17 protein-coding genes are annotated in these 19,138 nt (G+C 39.4%); 8 read left to right on the top strand and 9 right to left on the bottom strand.

Translation table 11 applies throughout. The features are described from left to right. Position 1: 1 nt before the first annotated feature. Positions 2–1,894 (bottom strand): ABC-F family ATP-binding cassette domain-containing protein, encoded by a 1,893-nt coding sequence (locus MKZ10_RS10675; RefSeq protein WP_342504943.1) that lies wholly within the window; start codon positions 1,892–1,894, stop codon positions 2–4. A 195-nt stretch (positions 1,895–2,089) separates the two neighbouring features. Between MKZ10_RS10675 and MKZ10_RS10670 the strand changes: the two genes are divergently transcribed. The 4 genes from MKZ10_RS10670 to MKZ10_RS10655 are packed head-to-tail and all read left to right on the top strand — an operon-like array spanning position 2,090 to position 4,713. Then, positions 2,090–2,521 carry a LytTR family DNA-binding domain-containing protein gene (locus MKZ10_RS10670; RefSeq protein ID WP_342504942.1) on the top strand — a complete coding sequence of 144 codons (432 nt, stop codon included), beginning with the start codon at positions 2,090–2,092 and terminating at the stop codon, positions 2,519–2,521. 12 nt (positions 2,522–2,533) lie between these two features. After that, positions 2,534–2,953, top strand: a complete 420-nt coding sequence (locus tag MKZ10_RS10665; RefSeq protein ID WP_342504941.1) for a hypothetical protein — start codon at positions 2,534–2,536, stop codon at positions 2,951–2,953. Further along, the gene (locus MKZ10_RS10660) at positions 2,946–3,875 is read left to right on the top strand and encodes an ABC transporter ATP-binding protein (protein ID WP_342504940.1); all 930 of its coding nucleotides are present in this window, start codon (positions 2,946–2,948) and stop codon (positions 3,873–3,875) included. Before MKZ10_RS10665 ends, MKZ10_RS10660 begins: the two co-directional genes overlap by 8 nt. Further along, on the top strand, positions 3,859–4,713 hold the full coding sequence (locus MKZ10_RS10655; RefSeq protein WP_342504939.1) for an ABC transporter permease: 855 nt from the start codon (positions 3,859–3,861) through the stop codon (positions 4,711–4,713). The genes MKZ10_RS10660 and MKZ10_RS10655 overlap by 17 nt, the downstream gene beginning before the upstream one ends. Before the next feature lie 129 nt (positions 4,714–4,842). Here MKZ10_RS10655 and MKZ10_RS10650 read toward each other — a convergent pair whose 3' ends face one another. From MKZ10_RS10650 to MKZ10_RS10620, 7 genes are all read right to left on the bottom strand, one after another. Beyond that, positions 4,843–5,202: a hypothetical protein gene (locus MKZ10_RS10650; protein WP_342504938.1), complete on the bottom strand. Its 360-nt coding sequence runs from the start codon at positions 5,200–5,202 to the stop codon at positions 4,843–4,845. Between the two features lie 216 nt (positions 5,203–5,418). Beyond that, entirely contained in the window at positions 5,419–7,095 is a 1,677-nt protein-coding gene (locus tag MKZ10_RS10645; RefSeq protein ID WP_342504937.1) for an alpha-glucosidase, read from the bottom strand. Between the two features lie 58 nt (positions 7,096–7,153). Next, positions 7,154–7,996, bottom strand: a complete 843-nt coding sequence (locus MKZ10_RS10640; RefSeq protein ID WP_342504936.1) for a sugar ABC transporter permease — start codon at positions 7,994–7,996, stop codon at positions 7,154–7,156. Further along, entirely contained in the window at positions 7,996–9,276 is a 1,281-nt protein-coding gene (locus MKZ10_RS10635; protein ID WP_342504935.1) for a sugar ABC transporter permease, read from the bottom strand. The genes MKZ10_RS10640 and MKZ10_RS10635 overlap by 1 nt, the downstream gene beginning before the upstream one ends. A gap of 233 nt (positions 9,277–9,509) precedes the next feature. Beyond that, entirely contained in the window at positions 9,510–10,826 is a 1,317-nt protein-coding gene (locus MKZ10_RS10630; RefSeq protein ID WP_342504934.1) for an extracellular solute-binding protein, read from the bottom strand. A gap of 260 nt (positions 10,827–11,086) precedes the next feature. Beyond that, entirely contained in the window at positions 11,087–12,229 is a 1,143-nt protein-coding gene (locus tag MKZ10_RS10625) for a glycerate kinase (protein WP_342510144.1), read from the bottom strand. A gap of 179 nt (positions 12,230–12,408) precedes the next feature. After that, on the bottom strand, positions 12,409–13,308 hold the full coding sequence (locus tag MKZ10_RS10620; RefSeq protein ID WP_342504933.1) for a DMT family transporter: 900 nt from the start codon (positions 13,306–13,308) through the stop codon (positions 12,409–12,411). Positions 13,309–13,467: 159 nt separating this feature from the next. On the opposite strand from MKZ10_RS10620, the gene MKZ10_RS10615 reads away from it, so the two are divergent. Continuing rightward, positions 13,468–14,883: a PLP-dependent aminotransferase family protein gene (locus MKZ10_RS10615; RefSeq protein WP_342510143.1), complete on the top strand. Its 1,416-nt coding sequence runs from the start codon at positions 13,468–13,470 to the stop codon at positions 14,881–14,883. Positions 14,884–15,081: 198 nt separating this feature from the next. Here MKZ10_RS10615 and MKZ10_RS10610 read toward each other — a convergent pair whose 3' ends face one another. Beyond that, positions 15,082–15,318: a hypothetical protein gene (locus MKZ10_RS10610; protein ID WP_342504932.1), complete on the bottom strand. Its 237-nt coding sequence runs from the start codon at positions 15,316–15,318 to the stop codon at positions 15,082–15,084. 243 nt (positions 15,319–15,561) lie between these two features. On the opposite strand from MKZ10_RS10610, the gene MKZ10_RS10605 reads away from it, so the two are divergent. The 3 genes from MKZ10_RS10605 to MKZ10_RS10595 all read left to right on the top strand — a co-directional run bounded on the left by MKZ10_RS10605 (position 15,562) and on the right by MKZ10_RS10595 (position 19,098). Continuing rightward, complete coding sequence (locus MKZ10_RS10605; RefSeq protein WP_342510141.1) at positions 15,562–17,052, top strand: peptide MFS transporter; 1,491 nt, start codon at positions 15,562–15,564, stop codon at positions 17,050–17,052. A 232-nt stretch (positions 17,053–17,284) separates the two neighbouring features. Further along, entirely contained in the window at positions 17,285–18,304 is a 1,020-nt protein-coding gene (locus MKZ10_RS10600; protein WP_342504931.1) for a DUF1646 family protein, read from the top strand. 47 nt (positions 18,305–18,351) lie between these two features. Continuing rightward, a complete protein-coding gene (locus MKZ10_RS10595) occupies positions 18,352–19,098 on the top strand; it encodes an arylamine N-acetyltransferase (protein ID WP_342504930.1) in 747 nt (248 codons plus the stop codon). Positions 19,099–19,138: the final 40 nt, after the last annotated feature.

Here is a 19,138-nt window from a genome sequence, read left to right as displayed (position 1 = left end):
ATTAAGATTCAGCTAGTTCTTGTAAATAAGTCCAACGTTCCACTAATGTTTCGTATTTTGCATTTAATTCATCAAGCGATGCCGTTAACACACTTAGTTTATCGTAATCAGAACCAACAGCAGCCATTTCTGCCTCGTTTTTTTCAATATCCGTTTCAACTTTCTCAATATCCACTTCAATGGTTTCCCATTCCTTTTTCTCTGCGTAGGTCATTTTCTTCTTTACCTGCTGCGATACTGGCGTAGGTTCAGCTGGTGCAATTTCTACGACTGGTTTCGACTTCACGACCTCTGGAGCCACATAGGTTTCTAGGAAATCGGTATAGATGCCGAACCATGTATCGACGTTGCCCAATCCATCCAACACCCAGAGTTTGGTTGAAGTACGGTCTAGGAAAAACCGGTCATGCGAAATGGTAATGACAACCCCAGGGAATGTATCGATGAATGTTTCCAAAACAGATAGCGTCTCCAAATCGAGGTCATTGGTCGGCTCATCCAGTATCAGGACGTTCGGTTGTTCCATGAGCAATTTCAAGAGATAAAGGCGTTTGCGCTCTCCACCCGATAATTTACCAATTGGCGTACCATGCGCTCTCGTTGGGAATAAAAACCTTTCTAGCATTTGCGAAGCTGAAATGCGCACTCCATCCGCATCTTCAATATCATTTGACGTATCTTGAATATATTCGATAATCCGTTTCTTTTCATCCATTAACGGCGCATGTTGTTGGAAGTGAGCAATTTTCACCGTTGTTCCAACATCAATGACGCCACTATCTGGTTCACTTTTCCCGGAAAGCATATTCAATAATGTCGTTTTCCCTGCTCCATTCGGTCCGACAACGGCTATACGGTCACCTGATTGTAGAATACTTGAAAAGTTATCAATGATTGTTCGTCCATCAAATGTTTTTGAAATCCCAATCGCTTCAATCACCTTTTTACCTAAACGCGTGGATTTCAGTGCCACATCCATTTCTCCAACGCTGTCCTCTTTTTTAACTTTCTCTGCTAATTCGTCGAAGCGACCAATCCGTGCTTTTTGCTTCGTCGACCTTGCTTTCGCACCACGACGAATCCATTTCAATTCAGAGCGGTACTGATTGCGGAGCTTATCGTCTGATGATGCCGCCATTTCTGCACGAATCGCTTTTGCTTCAAGATAATTTCCGTAGTTACCTGTGTGAGCGTATAACGTTTTGTCTGCCAATTCATAAATATTAGTTGATAATTCATCCAAGAAGTAACGGTCATGCGTGACAAAAATGACAGCGCCTTGTTCGTTTTTTAAGTACTCGGACAGCCACATGATTGAATCGACATCGAGATGGTTCGTTGGCTCATCGAGTAGCAATAGATCTGCAGGCTCAATGAGAACTTTTGCCAATGCGACACGTTTTTTCTGTCCGCCCGACAACTCGCCAACCTTCTTATCGAATGTTTCAATACCTAACTTCGATAAAATCGTCCGTGCTTTAGAGTTAATATCCCAACCAGATAGATCATCCATTTGGTTTTGGAATTTTGAATATTGGTCTTGATTATATGTCGATTCAGGATCTGCTGACAAAGCTTGCAATGCGTGCTCGTACTCCAAATTGACCTTGATAATCGGCGCATCACTCATAAACACCGTTTCCATCACCGTCAATTGTGGATCGAATTCGGGCTCTTGTGGTAAATAAACAATACGGTATCTGTTCGGATGGTCCGTTGAAATCGAATCAGCCTCTTCCACACCCGCAAGGATAGACAGTAACGTTGACTTACCTGTTCCATTAATACCAAGCAAACCAACTTTTTCTCCGCTTACAACTGTAAACGCTATATCTTTAAACAATGTTTTCTCCCCAACGGTCTTCGTGAGGTTTTCAATAATCAATTGACTCATAACAACACTTCCATTTCTAATAACAACATTATTCTATCATAGCCGATTTTACTCTATTTTTAAAAGGGTATGTCCTATTCCTTGTAACTTACAGTATGAAAAATGCAAGTTACGTGAGATGCATTGTTCTGACTTGCGCCAAATGGTACGATTCTATCCATAAGATTCCAACTAAAGGATGTGAGTATCATTCGTTTGATAATTAATGAATCCAAGAGCTACGAAGAGGTTGAAATCACGATTAATTGTTCGCATATTGACAATCAGCTAGCACGACTCATTAAACAAATTCGCCAAACAAGTATTACATTAACGGGTACAAGGGAGAACAGGACGTACTCGCTCCTTGTAGATGACTTGTATTATATCGAAACAGTTGATAATCAAACTTTTATTTACACAGAAAAAGAAGTGTATGAATGTGATTTGAAACTGTATAAGATTGAGCAAAAATTAAGCAAGACACACTTTATTCGTATCGGTAAGAACCTGATTGTCAATACAGCACATATTGATAGTGTTCGTGCATTGCTTAATGGCAAGTTTGAAGCGTCTTTGACAAATAAAGAAAAAGTAATCGTCAATAGACATTATGTAAAAGATTTTAAAGAAAAATTTTTATCATAAGGAGGAAACCCTATGAACTTATTAAAACATTACATTTCTACAAGCTGTATTTCATTCACATTCAGTTGTCTATTTTATCTTCTTTTTAGTTTGTTAACTATTTTCCCCACTATGAATGAGGCACTGATTATTCATATGCTGTTTATTTCAATTAGCATCAACGGTCTAATCTTTTTTACACATCGGTTACCCATTCAGAATTCACTTCTTTTACGATTCATCGAATTACTTGATGTCATCATTGTTCTGCTTGTTGCCGGTGCACTGTTTAACATTTTTCCATTCACTTGGCATGTGACAACGTTCGTTGTAGCGACTGGGGTCTTAACTTATTTCATTGTCATCATTGTTATATTTATGGGGAATCAAAAAAGTGCTATACAAATTAATGCTGCCATCGCACGTAAAAAAGGAGGGGCATCTATTGGCTAACATTATTGAGGTAAATGGATTATCTAAGTCATACGGAAAAGTAAGAGCTGTCAACGACATCAGTTTCTATGTAGAGAAAGGATCCCTCTTTTCATTTTTAGGAACAAATGGTGCTGGTAAATCGACGACTATTTCTATCCTCTTGACACTCCTCCAGCAAGACGAGGGGCATGTCACTATCAGTGGTTATACTGTGGGCAAACACGACCAAGCCATTCGCCAAGAAATCGGCGTCGTATTTCAGGACAGCTTGCTCGATCCCTTATTGACCGTCAAAGAGAATTTAGCGATTCGTGGATCCTTTTACGGAATGACGAAGCAAGAACGTAACGCTGCGATTCAAAATGTCATGGAAATCGTAGACGTAACCCCCTTAATAGACCGTCCATACGGAAAATTATCTGGCGGACAAAAACGACGAGTGGACATTGCGCGCGCTCTCATTCATAAGCCCCAAATATTAATATTGGATGAACCAACAACAGGACTCGATCCAGAAAGTAGAAAAAACATCTGGGAAACCATACAACAACTACAAAAGAAAACAAGCATGACTGTTTTTTTAACAACACACTATATTGAAGAAGCAGCGAACTCAGATTATGTAGTTGTCATGAAAGAAGGTAGCATAGTGGCAAAAGGAACACCTGAGCAGCTGAAAAATGACTATTCTACACATCTGCTGACAATTTCTACAGAGAAAGCAGATGAACTGCGTAGCCTACTTACACTAGATGGACTAGATTTCACCGAAGAAAGATCACTTTTGCATCTCCCGCTAAGCCATACAACGGACGCAATACCGATTTTAGCGAAATTCACACCTTTCATCTCTTCATTTGAAGTAAAGAAATCTAGCTTGGATGATGTCTTTATCGCCATTAATGGAAAGGATGTGAATCACGATGTTGGCATTCGCTAAGCGAAATATTTTATTATACTTTCGCGATAAAGCTACGGTCTTTTTCTCATTGCTTGCGGTCATTATTCTCGTCGCTCTATATGTATTATTTTTAGGTGACATGACCGCAAAACAACTGCCTGACTTTCCAGCCAAAAGAGCATTGCTCATGTCGTGGTTCATCGCCGGGATGCTTGCCATAACTTCAATGACAACGACGCTTGGTTCTTTCGGAATTCTAGTCGATGATCGAGCAAATAAAACCTACATGGATTTTTATTCGTCCCCGATTTCTCGGACGAAATTAGTTGGTGGTTATATTATGAGTGCGTTAGTTGTGGGCTTCATCATGTGTCTTTGTACACTGATTGCATCGAATCTATTTCTTGTTGCGACCGGAGAAGCAATGCTGTCATTCGGTAGTATGATAGCTGCAATCGTCGTGATTATCTTAGCGGTGTTGGCAAGCGCATCAATGGTTCTTTTGTTAGTTTCTTTTTTCAAAACCTCCAATGCATTTGCTGCTGCAAGTACAGTTGTCGGGACGCTACTGGGCTTTTTAGCCGGAATTTATATTCCGATTGGGAGCTTACCTGAATACCTGCAAACAATCGTCAAGTTATTTCCCGTATCCCATTCGGCCGCACTGTTCCGGCAAGTACTCATGGAAACGCCTTTGATGAATTCATTTGCTAATGCACCTGCGGAAATAAAGAAGGACTTCCTAATCAATATGGGTGTATTTTATAAGATAAATGGTGAAAAAGCGTCAACGCTATTCAGTGCTTTCTATCTTGGTGCTACGACCCTTGTGTTTTTTATGCTGTCACTGTTGGTTATGAAAAGAAAAAATAGATGATGAAAAAAGCTTGCTTATGCCAGGATTTCTCCTTCGCTTAGGCAAGCTTTTATTCACAAAATTAATTCACCAAACGTCCTTGCATACCTTGTGCTTCCCAATAAGCACCACGAACTTGGACTTTCAAAGTCATTTCAAGTTTCTATTTTTCAACAAACAAATAACACCGAAAGTACAGACTGACGCTAAAAGAGCAACCCATCGAAATTCAATAACAGGCTTAAACATTACTTTTTCAGATGTTATTTCATAGACACCTACCGGTTTAATGGCGATATAGCCACCGCCGCCTTCCCCTTGAGATTTCTCACTTTCTCCGGAGTAACCGCCACCCCCACCCACAGCATAAAGAGCTTTAGCAACGGGCAACACTTTTTTATTTGCCAGTTCGATAGGTTCACCATAAACGAGTGAAACATCCTTATGACGAGCAAATTTCTCGAAGATTACTTTGCTTGGTGATTTGTATTCCACTTGATTCGTTTTCATTATTCCTTCCCCTTTCGATTCGCACTATTGCATTATTTCGATAATAACCTCTCAAAATCCTATGTGTTTCATTAAACAATAATGCCCGGTGTCCAACATCAACTACTAATAATTATATTTCCACTTTTTATCACGAAAAGAAAAAAGCTTACTTACACCAGGTTTTCTCCGTAGCGTAAGCAAGCTTTTATTCTCCTAACCCTTAATTTAGCAGTCTCACAGTCCGTTCATTCCGGATAAATAGACTCTCACTTCATACGGTCGAAGCGTGATATCCTCAGTAAGTTGACTTGGAGCATCATCATAATTGTTTAGCACCAGTTCAACATCACAATCTGGAAGATTGAGCTGGTGTATTTCCTCCTCATTACCACGGAAGTTACAAAGCACGACAGCAAACTGTCCTGACATCGAACGCGTATATACATAGACGCCCGGATGATCCTCATGCTGCACACTATAGTCTCCGTAGACAAATACAGGATTTTCTTTACGTAATTGAATCATTTTTTTATAGAAATGATAAATGGATTGTTCGTCTTGGACTTGTGCAGCGACGTTAATTTCCATGTAATTTGGGTTTACTTTCATCCATGGCGTCCCCGTTGTAAATCCACTATTTAGTGTATTATTCCATTGCATAGGAGTCCTTGAATTATCACGTCCATTACTCCAAATCGCCTCCATTACTTCTTCATGTTGACGTCCCTTGGCCATTTCTATTTCATAAAAGTTCTTCATGCCTACATCGTCGTAATCCTCAATGGAAGGAAATTGAACGTTTGTCATACCGATTTCCTGCCCCTGATAGATGAATGGTGTTCCTTGCATAAGAAAATAGCAGGCGCCCAACATCTTCGCACTTTCGCTCCAATAGGTTTGAACATCTCCCCAGCTCGAAACGCTACGCGGTTGATCATGATTTTCTAAGAAAAGTGCATTCCAACCTTTCCCATGTAACCCTGTTTGCCATTTAGATAATGTTTTTTTCAGCGCAATGACATCGACAGAGTCATTAACTTCCTTATTCCATAATCCTAAATGCTCGAATTGGAACACCATATTAAAGTGACCGTCGTCTTCACCAACCCACTCTTCTGCCTCGTCCACGCCGACACCGTTCGCTTCCCCAACCGTCATAATATCGTACTTTGAAAAAGTTTTTTCTTTCAGCTCCTGCAAATAATCTTGAATTCCAGACTGATTTGTATGCATATCGAAGGCAGCTACATATTGCTCACCCGTAAGATTCGGCATATCTGGCAAAGCTTCTCGCTTCTTAATATGACTAATCGCATCGACTCGGAAACCGTCAATCCCTTTATCCAGCCACCAATTGACCATCGTAAACAATTCTTCCCGCACTTCAGGATTTTCCCAATTCAAGTCCGGCTGCTTGGTCGCAAATAAATGAAGATAATACTGTTCTGTTAATGCATCAAGTGCCCATGCACTCCCCGAGAAAATACTTTCCCAGTTATTCGGCTCTTCCTGCCCTTTGCCATTCTTCCACATATACCAATCCCTTTTAGGATTATCTATAGACGATCGTGATTCAATGAACCAAGGATGTTCATCACTCGTATGATTGATGACTAAATCTAAGATGAGCTTCATCCCACGTGCATGAACTTCCGACAACAAAGTATCAAAATCGTGCATAGACCCAAACTCACTCGAGATATCCTGATAATCGCTAATATCATAACCATTATCCGCATTTGGAGACTTGTAAAATGGGCATATCCAAATAACATCTATCCCTAATTCCTTCAAATAATCCAGTTTTGAAATAATGCCGCGCAAATCACCAACGCCGTCCCCATTACTATCTTGAAAACTTCTTGGGTACACTTGATAACTAACTGCTTCTTTCCACCATGTTTTTTTCATAACAATCATTGCTCCTTCTGAATCCTGCCTCCACGCATCGGATTTGTAATTATGCCAATTAGCCCTTCGTTCCTCCAGCGGTCAATCCTGAGACAAAGAACCGTTGGAATGCCAGGAAAAGAAGTGTAATTGGAATTGCGATTAAAACCGAACCCGCGGCAAACGTCGTAAATTCATTGCCAAATTGTTTTGCTACTAATTCGAATAACCCTACACCCATCGTGAATTTCTCTTCTGTTCGCAACATAATACGAGCGAGGATAAAATCCCCAAACGGAGCAATGAATGAAAAAAGTGCAACAACAGCAATAATAGGTTTCGCAAGCGGTAATATGATCTGTAAAAAGATACGCATATGTCCGGCCCCATCCATTCTCGCGGATTCATCCAAATCCTTTGGAATCGTATCCAAATAGCCCTTCATTAGCCATGTATTCATCGGTATCTGTCCACCAACATAAATGAGAATTAACCCTAAATGAGTGTCAATAAGACCAGTTCTTTGCGCTAAAACGAAAATCGCTATCAATGCCGCGAAGTTAGGAATCATCTGAAGCACCAAAAAAGTTAGCAATCCATTTTTTCTTCCAATAAAGCGATAGCGAGAAAATGCATAGCCTGTTAACGAAACAGCGATGACGGATAACACCATCGTGATGGTACTGATTTTTAAGGAATTGATGTACCACAAAATATAATTTGACTTCTCTAAATCAAACAAGCCAACATAATGCTTCGTTGTCGGATTTGTGGGAAACATAGAAGAACCCGAAAGACTTTGCCCTGGATTGAAAGAAGAACCAATAACCCAAAGCAGTGGATAGATAACGACAACTGCTGCAATAAGTAGAATAAGATATGAAGCTGTTAGTCTAAGTATTTTTTCAGTCTTATTACTCATTACATCATATCCTCCTCTTTAAATGAATTGGTCCTCTTGAACTGCCATAATGCAACTACTATAACGATTAGGGATAGCAGCATGGTAATCGCAGCTGCTTTACCATATTGGCCAGAAGTCATTGTTAATTTGTAAATCCATGATATTAAAATGTCGGTTCCTCCAGCGTTTTGCCCTGGTAACGCAGGTCCTCCACCATTAAAGAGGAAGATGACATTGAAGTTATTGAAGTTAAACGTATATTGCGTAATAAGAATCGGTGCAGTCGCATACAGTACCATCGGCAAAGTAATATTGCGGAACTTCTGCCAAATCGATGCCCCGTCAACGTTTGAAGCCTCGTATAATTCATTCGGAATTGACTGAAGCACTCCAGTCGTCATCGCAAAAATGAATGGGAAACCTAACCATGATTGAATCATAATCAAGGCAACACGAGTCCATAATTCTTCGGTCATCCAAGGTATAGCATCAATTCCAAGGAAATTTAATATACCCGTATTGATCACACCGAAGGATTCATTGAACATGCCGGAAAAAACCATAATGGATATAAACGCCGGTACTGCCCAAGGAAGAATCAAGATTGTACGGAAAACCGCCTTACCTTTCAAATCCTTTTGGTTAACCAAAACAGCTAAAAAGATTCCTATGGCAACTTGCAATGTAGTTGCTCCAAACGTCCAAACAATTGTCCAGCCAAGCACACCAAAAAAAGTTGTTCTCCACAAATCCAATGCAAAAATATCAATATAGTTCTGGATTCCTATCCAATCTACTAGTTTAGCAGGCGGTGTATGATATAAATCATAGTTCGTAAAAGATAGTAAAATAACAAAAATGATTGGGAAAATAACGACAAAAATCAGTAATAAAAAACCAGGTGAAATCATTAAATACGGAAAACCTGAATCCAATAGATTATGGTACTGCTCCCTTACACCATTTAACGTAAATCCTTCATCTCGCTTTTTTCCATTTGTATATGCATCATACAAATTGAATGCATAAATACCAAGGCCAATTGTAGCTACAAGTAACGCGATAATGCCATCAATGAGTAAAAAAATAGAATGGTCGAGCTTTGGAATCGTTCCTAATGTGATTAATCCCCAAAAACCCCAGTTCAAAGTTTGTGAAAAGCTACTAAAAAATGCCGCTGCTAAAACGAAAAGGATGATTCCTTTCATGTACTGCTTATTATAAAATTGTCCGAAACCTGGAATAATTGATAATAAACTAGCGTTTCGTTTGTGTTTTGTTACAACTTTGGTATCCATCGCATATACTGCCTCCTTCTTTCCTATGAATAAAATCAATGCCATTCTTGGTGCAACCGTTTGCCTTGAAACCTATAGATAGGCAAAGCCATGCTTCCAAAATGGAAACATGCCTTCACCTACTATCATTGTCTAGCTCTATTGGCTCCGGGATAAGTTAGTCTAGTAGGGAGGGATCGAACTGACTCCCTCCTTCTGATGATTATCATCTACTGAACACACTTATGCTATTGTTATTCACTTGGGTGATTTGTTTCAATATTCGTACTGATTGTTTTAACTGCATCATCCATCGCAGCTTGTGGTTCTGATTTCCCTGTAGCAATTACCTGTAAAGCAGAGCCAACCGGTTCCCAAACCTCGCCCATCTCTGGGATATTTGGCATTGGTACCGCATACTGAGATTGAAGTGCAACTGCTTTAGCACCTTCATTTTCAGCAATAATTGGATCTTCGATCAATGTTTTGATAGGTGGAATTTCTTGAGTTGTTTCAAAGCGAATTTTTGCATTTTCCTCGTTTGTCAACCACTCGATTAGTTTTGTTGCCCAATATTCATGCTCTGTAAAGGATGTTACATGCCAGCCCTTCACGCCCATAAATGTCTTCATATGTTCGCCATTCGGAAGCGTTGGCATAGCCGCAACTCCAATGTCGATTCCAGCGTCAGTCATACCTTGGAAAGCCCAAGGACCATCCATAACGGAAGCCACTTTTCCTTCATTGAAAAGACCATCTTTCGCCGAACCGCCAGTATCTCCAATGATTCCTTTAGGGAACAAGCCTTCGCTATACCATGATTGAATATATTCTGCACCTGCAACTGCACCTTCGTTGCTTAAACCAATATCATTTCGGTCAAGTGCACCGTCATTATCCTTGAATACATAACCGCCCATACCGCCAATTACGCCGTGAGCAAAGTAAAAGTTATCCCATAATGCTAGGAAGCCGAACTGTTTACCATCGTTAAATTCTGTCGCAAACGCGTGTAACTCATCCATTGTTGCAGGTGCTTCCGACATTAACGCTTTGTTGTAGATGAATACAGGTGTTTCTGTTGCTTTTGGCAATCCATACAACTTACCGTCATATCTCTGTGAACCTACTGATGACTCAGTGAACTTAGCAAGCACATCATCAGCCACATCAATTTCCTGAATTAACCCCTCTGTCACGACCTGACCAATCTGATCATGAGGCAATGTCACGACATCGGCTCCAGTTCCAGATGGTCCATCAAGACGTAGCTGATCACGCATTTTATCAGCCATATTGAGTTCTTTAAATTCAACTTTAATGCCATATTCTTTTTCAAAAGATTCGATTGCTGGTGTTAAACCAATCGATTTGTCAACATCTTCCCATACAACAAGTTTTTCTGGTTTTGCAGGCTCTTCAGTTTCCGCATCACCTTGTTCTTCGTTCCCCTTAGCTGCGTCTGTCGTATCAGTACTTTCGGCTTCGGGCACCTCTCGATCTGGCCCGCATGCAGCGAGTAAACCAATGATTAGTACAAGCATAGCTAGAAATGTTAACTGTTTTTTCATTTCTTCTACCCCTCCTTAGAATGTCAATACCTTTACTAAAGTTGTACAACCGTTTGCATTAGTTTCCGTTGTGAGCAGCATTTGAATACACATCATCGTTCGTACATTACACATAATAACAAAAATACCGAAAACGCATTCCAATGAAACCGGTTGCATAACTTATGAACCTATTATACATTTAATCTCCAATTACACAATCTTTTTTTATATATTTTTAAAATATTCCGGTAAAACGTCGTGTAATTTATAGTCCTCTACTATTCTAAGTTGTGATTTGATAGATAGTTCTCCATCACTTTCTTTGTTTTTAAGCGCAAATAATAACTAGCATGGTCAATCGACTCTTTTGACGATATTGTTCCATCCGCAACCGCATGTAATTCGGTAAAAAGTGGCGCTAATAGCTCCCGACTCTCTTCATCTATTGCACCTGAAATGAGAATAATAGGCTTCTCTTCCCTATTCGCGACTTGTGCTACGCCAAAGGGTGTTTTACCCGATAACGTTTGACTGTCCGTTTTCCCCTCGCCTGTCAGAACCAGATCTGCTTCCGTTACATGTTCAGCAAACGAAATCGCATCTAACACGACTTCAATCCCGCGCCTCATCTCACCTGGAAATAATGCTTGAAAAGCTCCCCCCGCTCCTCCAGCTGCACCTGCACCTTTTCTTCCTTGCAATGAAATACCTGTAAACACTTCTACTACCAATGCCAATTTCGTCAAATTGTGATCTAGCACGTCTACCATTTCAGCTGAAGCACCCTTTTGCGGACCAAAAATAGCTGAAGCACCATCAGGTCCAACAAGCGGATTTTCTACATCACAGGCGATTAAAAAGGTACTTTCAGAAATCCGCTCATCGAAATGAGTTTGATCCATTGAACTTAGCCTATTCAGCGATCCGCCACCTTGTAGTAATTCAGCGCCATTGGCATCCATCAACTTCATGCCTAACGCTTGCAACAGGCCAGCCCCGCCATCATTTGTCGCACTGCCGCCGAGCCCGATGATAAATTTTCGAAAACCTGCATCTAATGCGTGGATAATTAGTTGGCCTGTACCAAACGTAGAAGTGATAAGCGGATTTCTCTCCTCTTCAGTCAATAGCATCAAACCAGACGCTTCCGCAATTTCAATGACACATGTCTCCCCATCCCCAAGGACACCATAACTAGCCTTTACTTTACGACCGAGCGGATCTTGAACAACAACAGTAACAGTCTTTCCGGCAGTTGAACCAACCAAACTGTTCATCGTTCCTTCCCCACCATCAGCCGCCGGAAGCATTACTATCTCAATTGCAGGATCAACGTCACGAATACCATCTGCCATCGCCCGCGCTGCTTGTATAGCTGTCAAACTCCCTTTGAATGAATCAGGTGCTAGTACTATTTTCAACATATATACCTCCTCCAACGTGTTACAACAATTATAAGTAAAGCAAAACCTTTATTCTTAAATCTTCTCTCATATTTTAAGGCCTTTCGATAGCAAAATCATCATTGAACGATCATGAATTTCAATTGCTTGATCAATCAACTCCTTATTATTAGGTAAGAACTTAAAAGACTAACCGTTCAGATTACATATTTCTTCTCCGGTTTTGCAATCAAATAAATAGCTATTAAGGTGATAACAATTCCCACAAGATGGGTATAGGTTATTTCTTCACCTAAGATATTCACTGACAGAATGACACTACTTATTGGTAAAACGCCGGTTAATACGCCAGCTGTACTAGCAGGAACTTTTGAAAGACCTTGGTACATGAGAATAAAAGCAATGACAGTTACAACTATACCAAAATAAAATACTAGCCCCCACTCTTCAATAGATACTTCTTCAAACTTAAATTGATTACCCTCATAGAGGGCAAAGGGTAAAAATAGTACAGCACCAAAGATACTGACAATCGTTGAAATAGCAAGTGGACTAACTCGCTGTGCTATAAACTTCCCAAATATAATAAAAAAAGCTTCACTAATAACAGCACCGAAAATAAGTATATTCCCAAATAAAGGGGATGTTCCACGTTCAACGACTGAAAAAGATCCGAAAATATTGATTGTTAATGTCCCCAACACCGCCAGCAAAATTCCTATTATAACTTTTTTAGTCAGTTTTTCTTTAAGAAAAAAGAAGGCAAGCACCCCTGTGACTGCTGGAATCGTACTTGTAATAATTCCACTTTCAATAGCTGTGGTTATTTTAAGTCCATATAAGATGAAAATATTAAACAAAAATACACCAGATAATGCTTGTAAAAACAGGATCAATAAATCTCTCTTGGTAATAGAAGGGAACCCTTCGAATTTTATCAATATCGGAACTAAAATAATGGTTGCCACAAGGAATCTTAGTTCGGATGCTAAGAACACAGGAAAACTTTGAACGATCAGTTTACCTGCTACAACGGAACTTCCCACAATAATCATAGCCAAAATGATTTTTAATCTTGGGATTAATTGTTCGTTCAATAGGATTTATTTCTCTCTGTTAAAGATGGGTTAATCATCAGCATACATCTCCTTTTTACTAGTTAATCAACTTTAACATGGTAAAATGGTTTATATCAGTACCACTTAATACAACTTTTGATGGTACCACTTTTATTTATGAAAGGGGAAATTATGAATATGCTTTGGATACCCATTGATCGGTCATTAGATATACCTTTAATTAGACAAGTCTACCAGCAAATACGAGAACGAATTTTAAATGGGCAGCTAAAATCAGATGAAAAACTACCATCTACACGTGAACTATCTGCTGAGTTAAAAGTCTCCAGGAATGTAATTTTAGAAGCTTATGATCAATTATTGGCCGAAGGTTTTTTAGTTTCACGGAGGGGTTCAGGGACATTTGTTGCTAGAGGGGCCTTTTTAGAACAGCATGAAAAAGCTCTTTCATTTCCTCCTTTAGATTGGTGTGAAGATAACAAAAAAGATGATAACCTCATCAACTTTCGTTCAGGTATACCAGCATTGGATTTATTTCCACGTAAGACATGGGCAAAGTTATCTTATACGATATGGAATGAAACATCACCTTCTACATTTGGATATGATATTCCAGAAGGACGCCCGGAATTAAGGCAGATTTTATCACAATACTTGCTAAAAACAAGAGGTGTTGACTGTCATCCAAATCAAATTGTGATTACTTCTGGTGCAACTCAAGCTCTGACACTTGTTTCTAAATTACTTTTATCGCCTGAGGATACAGTGATAATGGAAGATCCAATCACTAATGATATTCAAACTATATTTAAAACTTCAGGGGCTACACTTTTCCCCGTGCCTGTTGATGAATATGGAATGGAGACATCTTTACTTCCATTAAACAACAATCCAAAATTTATCTTTATTACACCTTCACACCAGTTCCCGTTAGGAGGAACGTTACCCATTCAACGACGGATTCAATTGATTAACTACTCGAGACAAACAAATTGTTATCTAGTTGAGGATGATTATGACAGCGAGTTTCGATATGAAGGTTCGCCTGTAAGTTCATTACAAGGATTAGAGTCTGACCGTGTGTTATACATTGGTTCTTTTAGTAAAATCTTATCACCAGCCCTTAGAATAGGATATTTAATTCTTCCTTTACACCTCATTGAAAAGTGTCGCAAGCTAAAGTGGTTTTCGGATCTACATACCCCTTCATTAAATCAGCTTATCCTTGCCCGTTTTATTGATGAAGGCTATCTGGAACGACATATTACGAAGATGAAGAAGATTTATAAAAACCGAAGAGACTTCCTCATTCATTGTTTAGAAACAACTTTTTCAAATAAGGTTAATATTTACGGTTATTCAACAGGCTTACACCTAGTTATTGAATTGAATGAAGCCCACTTTACAAAAGAATTACTTGATTGGATTGAACAGTTTGGAGTTAAAGTATCCCCTGTAGAAGACCATACTATTGAAAAAGGAAAATATAATAATCGAATTATTTTGGGTTATGGGCACCTGAAAAATGAAGAAATAAAAGAAGGTGTGACAAGACTACATAATGCGATATATAGTTTAAAATTCAAAAATTAAAGCCGATTATCCCTCGCTATTTATGTGAGTGTCTAGGTATAAACATAAACGGGTACGAACATTGACATCTACATAAAATCATGAAAAAAAGCCTTCAACCGATTTTCCGATTGAAGGCTACATACTTTTCTACCACATATAACTGACTGAGTAGTGCCTGAGTCGCACGAGTGGCACTGTGGCATCGGAGCACACGTACTATTTCTTCTCAACCACAGCTTTCCCTCCAGAATACAGTCCACTCGCAGATAGCCCCATCATCACCCCGACAAGTATCCCAGCTTTTATATCTTCTGGATAAACATAAAAAATGCCCCCAACAATACCAAAAACTAATGCCACAGGCGGCAACAATCGTTTCTTCATCCCATACATCTTCAACAACTCCACCATGCCGATAATTAGCGGGATTAGGACAACATCATATATTTCCAATCATACTCCCCCTTTCTTCACTCTATGAATAAATAGTTGAAGACATGTGCAAGGCTCTATTAAACTTTTCTTATATAACTAATTATTATCTATCGAATAATTATTATTTATTATCTAAATATTTATATTATAAGGAAACATTGTAATACCAACGTTATTACAAATAATCACGTTTTCATTAATTATTTTTGACAATTGAAAACGTTTAATTGTATTATAGTAAAATATGAAGGAGGCATCATGATGTCACAGCTAACAAAAAAACAAATCGTGGAGAGCGTCCCGCAAAAAGGTTTCTTCGGACACCCAAAAGGATTGTTCACATTATTCTTCACGGAATTCTGGGAACGCTTCTCGTATTATGGAATGAGGGCTATCCTCGTTTTCTATATGTACTACGAAGTGTCCAATGGTGGACTGGGGCTAGATAAAACAGTCGCATTGTCCATTATGTCTATCTACGGTTCCTTGGTTTATATGTCAGGAATTATTGGCGGTTGGTTAGCCGACCGGATATTTGGTACATCGAAAGCGGTATTCTATGGTGGTATTTTCATCATGCTCGGGCATATCGCGCTTGCAATTCCCGGCAACATTACATTATTTTTCATCTCAATGGTACTTATCGTTATCGGGACAGGCTTATTAAAACCGAACGTCTCCAGTATGGTAGGTGATGTTTATTCGGAAACAGATAATCGTCGCGACTCTGGATTCAGTATTTTCTATATGGGTATCAACTTAGGAGCTTTCATTTCTCCACTAATTGTTGGTGAATTGATGAAAACAAGCTTCCACCTTGGTTTTGGTGTCGCTGCAATTGGGATGTTTATCGGATTGGTTGTCTTTGTCGTAACCAAGAAAAACAGTCTCGGTCTTGCAGGTACGCAAGTCGGCAACCCATTAGCACCTGATGAAAAGAAAAAAATCTATTCGATTATTGGAATATCAACTGTTGCGCTCGCCATTCTAATTGCTATCGCGATTCCAAAAGGCTGGCTGACATTCGATTCATTTATCGCTATTGTCGGGATACTCGGCTTCCTTATTCCAACGATTTATTTCATCGTTATGTACAGAAGCCCGAAAACAACCGCAGTAGAACAGTCCCGGATTATTGCATTTATCCCACTTTTCTTGGCATCCGTCATGTTTTGGGCAATTGCAGAGCAAGGATCGACCATTTTGGCACTGTATGCAGATACACGAACGAATCTTAATATTTTCGGCTATCAAATTTCACCAGCTTTTTTCCAATCATTTAACCCGTTATTCATTATCACACTAGCACCCGTCTTTGCTTGGCTGTGGATGAAGCTCGGCGATCGCCAGCCGTCAATTCCAAAGAAATTCTCATTAGGTCTACTATTTGCCGGTCTATCGTTCATCGTCATCTTGGTACCTTCGTACTTTGGTGGGACAGATACACTTGTTAACCCAATGTGGCTCATTTTAAGCATCTTCATCGTCGTCTTGGGTGAATTATGCTTATCACCTGTCGGACTATCCGCAACGACGAAGCTAGCACCAGCTGCATTCTCTGCACAAACGATGAGCCTCTGGTTCCTATCGAACGCGGCAGCACAAGGATTGAATGCACAGCTCGTTAAATTTTACTCACCTGAAACTGAAATGATGTATTTCGGAATTATCGGCGGAAGCGCGATTCTACTCAGTATCATCATATTCGCCTTGTCCCCTATCATTCAGCGTTATATGAAAGGTGTTCATTAAGTGAATCAAATAAAACAAGCAGTTCCGTCATCATCGCGGAACTGCTTGTTTTTATGAACATTAACGCGGAATAAGTTTTACCCAGCCCTCCGCCGCGTCCTGAATTATTATTATTTCGATATACCATTTAACGAGTTGAGTGTTTTTTCGAACAATAGTTTTTTTATCGCTTTTAAAATGGTACGATGGTTATATTATCATCTATAAAAGTATAAAGAAAAGGGGCTAAATTATGATACTCGGATTAACGATTATTTTAATACTCGTACTGTTTCTACCATTTACAGTTAAAATTGTCGAACGTAATTTAGAGGTTTTTCTGTTTATTATGGGAATTGCAGCTGTCGTTGTAAGCCAAGTGCTCGACAAAGGCCTTATCTTCAAAGCGTTGGAGGATCCCTTACATATTACATTAGCGGTTATTATCGCAGGAATATTATTCCGTTGGTTCCAAAACCCCATTGAAAAAGGAATACTTGGGATGAGTAAGGCCATGCCAATGCGTCTGTTTTTGGCGTTAATTGTAATTGTTCTTGGGCTCGTCTCAAGTGTAATTACTGCAATCATTGCAGCAATTGTTCTTGTGGCAGTTGTCAGCGTTTTACATCTTGATCGAAAATCAGAAATTCGTTTAGTTATTTTAACGTGTTATTCCATTGGTCTTGGCGCTGTTTTGACACCGATTGGCGAACCACTTTCCACAATTGCCACAAGCAAACTTAATCAGGATTTCTTCTATTTATTTAGACTTTTAGGTACAGATATTATTGTCGGAGTGATTGTATTCGGGGTACTAGCCGCATTGTTGATCAAACCAGAAAAGAAAATTGAACAATTGGCAGAATATCAAGGGACGGAGTCGTATCTCGAAATTATTATCCGCGGCTTTAAAGTATACCTATTCGTCATGGCACTTACTTTTCTCGGTGCCGGCTTCGAGCCATTCATTGAAAAATATTTACTAAGCCTTCACCCGTTTGTTCTATATTGGATTAACATGATCTCTGCGGTGCTAGATAATGCGACGTTAACAGCTGCTGAAATTAGCCCGACGATGGACAATTCAACAATTCGGGCCATCTTACTCGGACTTCTCGTTAGTGGCGGGATGCTAATCCCAGGGAATATCCCAAATATTATTGCTGCTGGTAAACTTAACGTCAAAAGCATTGAATGGGCACGCTTCGCAGTTCCAATCGGCTTGATTGCAATGGTTGCCTATTTCATCGTCATCGTTATACAAACTAATTAAATTCTTTAATATAACATAGATATGCTTGAAAATGAGAGGTGATTTTATTGGACATACAACAATATTTGGAGAGATTCAATGCACCTTCATCAAAAGAGGTGTCTCTCTCCCAATTAACTAAGTTACAACATCAGCACTTACACCATGTTCCATTTGAAAACCTGGATGTCATTCGAAAAGTACCTATCTATCTTAATGAACAAAGTATTTTCAACAAAGTTGTTCGGGAACATCGCGGAGGCTATTGTTATGAATTAAATGGGCTGTTCCATATGTTATTAACCGAGCTTGGGTATGATACTTATCTAGTTGCAGCAACCGTACTAAGACCTAATGGTCAATGGGCGAAGGCAGACACACACGCTACTATCATTGCTCATCTCGACCAGCCCTATCTTGTCGATGTTGGTTTCGGTGCCGCTACGCCCCGCACACCTATTCCATTGGATGAAAGTGAACAAACCGATATCAATGGGGTGTATAAGGTGAAACAGGCTACTGAAAACTCTTTTGATTTGATCCAAGAAAACAAGGCAGGAAGTCGAACATTATATCGTTTTCATGACTCAAAGAAAAACCTTGTTGACTTCCATGAAGGCTGTATCTTCAACCAAGTCGCAAAAGAATCTACTTTTACGCATCATGATATCGTCTCTATAGCAACTGATATTGGACGAATTACATTAGCTGACCATACAATGACTACTGTAGAAAATAGGGTTCAGACAACTTCTGAACTTTCACCAGAAGACAAATTACACATATTACAAACCATCTTCAAAATTCATATATAACAAAAAAAGTGTAAAGAATGAATTATACCTCATTCTTTAC

Source organism: Sporosarcina sp. FSL K6-2383 (assembly GCF_038618305.1).
In the GTDB taxonomy this organism is placed as follows: Bacteria; Bacillota; Bacilli; order Bacillales_A; family Planococcaceae; genus Sporosarcina.
Note: the sequence above shows the minus strand (reverse complement) of the source record. Positions and strands in the feature narration are given on the sequence as shown.

Bases quoted from the DNA above. Each gene is read 5' to 3' on its own strand.
- MKZ10_RS10665 (WP_342504941.1), top strand. From the start codon at position 2,534: ATGAACTTATTAAAACATTACATTTCTACAAGCTGTATTTCATTCACA.
- MKZ10_RS10640 (WP_342504936.1), bottom strand. From the start codon at position 7,996: ATGAGTAATAAGACTGAAAAAATACTTAGACTAACAGCTTCATATCTT.
- MKZ10_RS10615 (WP_342510143.1), top strand. From the start codon at position 13,468: ATGCTTTGGATACCCATTGATCGGTCATTAGATATACCTTTAATTAGA.
- MKZ10_RS10645 (WP_342504937.1), bottom strand. From the start codon at position 7,095: ATGAAAAAAACATGGTGGAAAGAAGCAGTTAGTTATCAAGTGTACCCA.
- MKZ10_RS10605 (WP_342510141.1), top strand. From the start codon at position 15,562: ATGTCACAGCTAACAAAAAAACAAATCGTGGAGAGCGTCCCGCAAAAA.
- MKZ10_RS10600 (WP_342504931.1), top strand. From the start codon at position 17,285: ATGATACTCGGATTAACGATTATTTTAATACTCGTACTGTTTCTACCA.
- MKZ10_RS10630 (WP_342504934.1), bottom strand. From the start codon at position 10,826: ATGAAAAAACAGTTAACATTTCTAGCTATGCTTGTACTAATCATTGGT.
- MKZ10_RS10635 (WP_342504935.1), bottom strand. From the start codon at position 9,276: ATGGATACCAAAGTTGTAACAAAACACAAACGAAACGCTAGTTTATTA.
- MKZ10_RS10655 (WP_342504939.1), top strand. From the start codon at position 3,859: ATGTTGGCATTCGCTAAGCGAAATATTTTATTATACTTTCGCGATAAA.
- MKZ10_RS10675 (WP_342504943.1), bottom strand. From the start codon at position 1,894: ATGAGTCAATTGATTATTGAAAACCTCACGAAGACCGTTGGGGAGAAA.
- MKZ10_RS10650 (WP_342504938.1), bottom strand. From the start codon at position 5,202: ATGAAAACGAATCAAGTGGAATACAAATCACCAAGCAAAGTAATCTTC.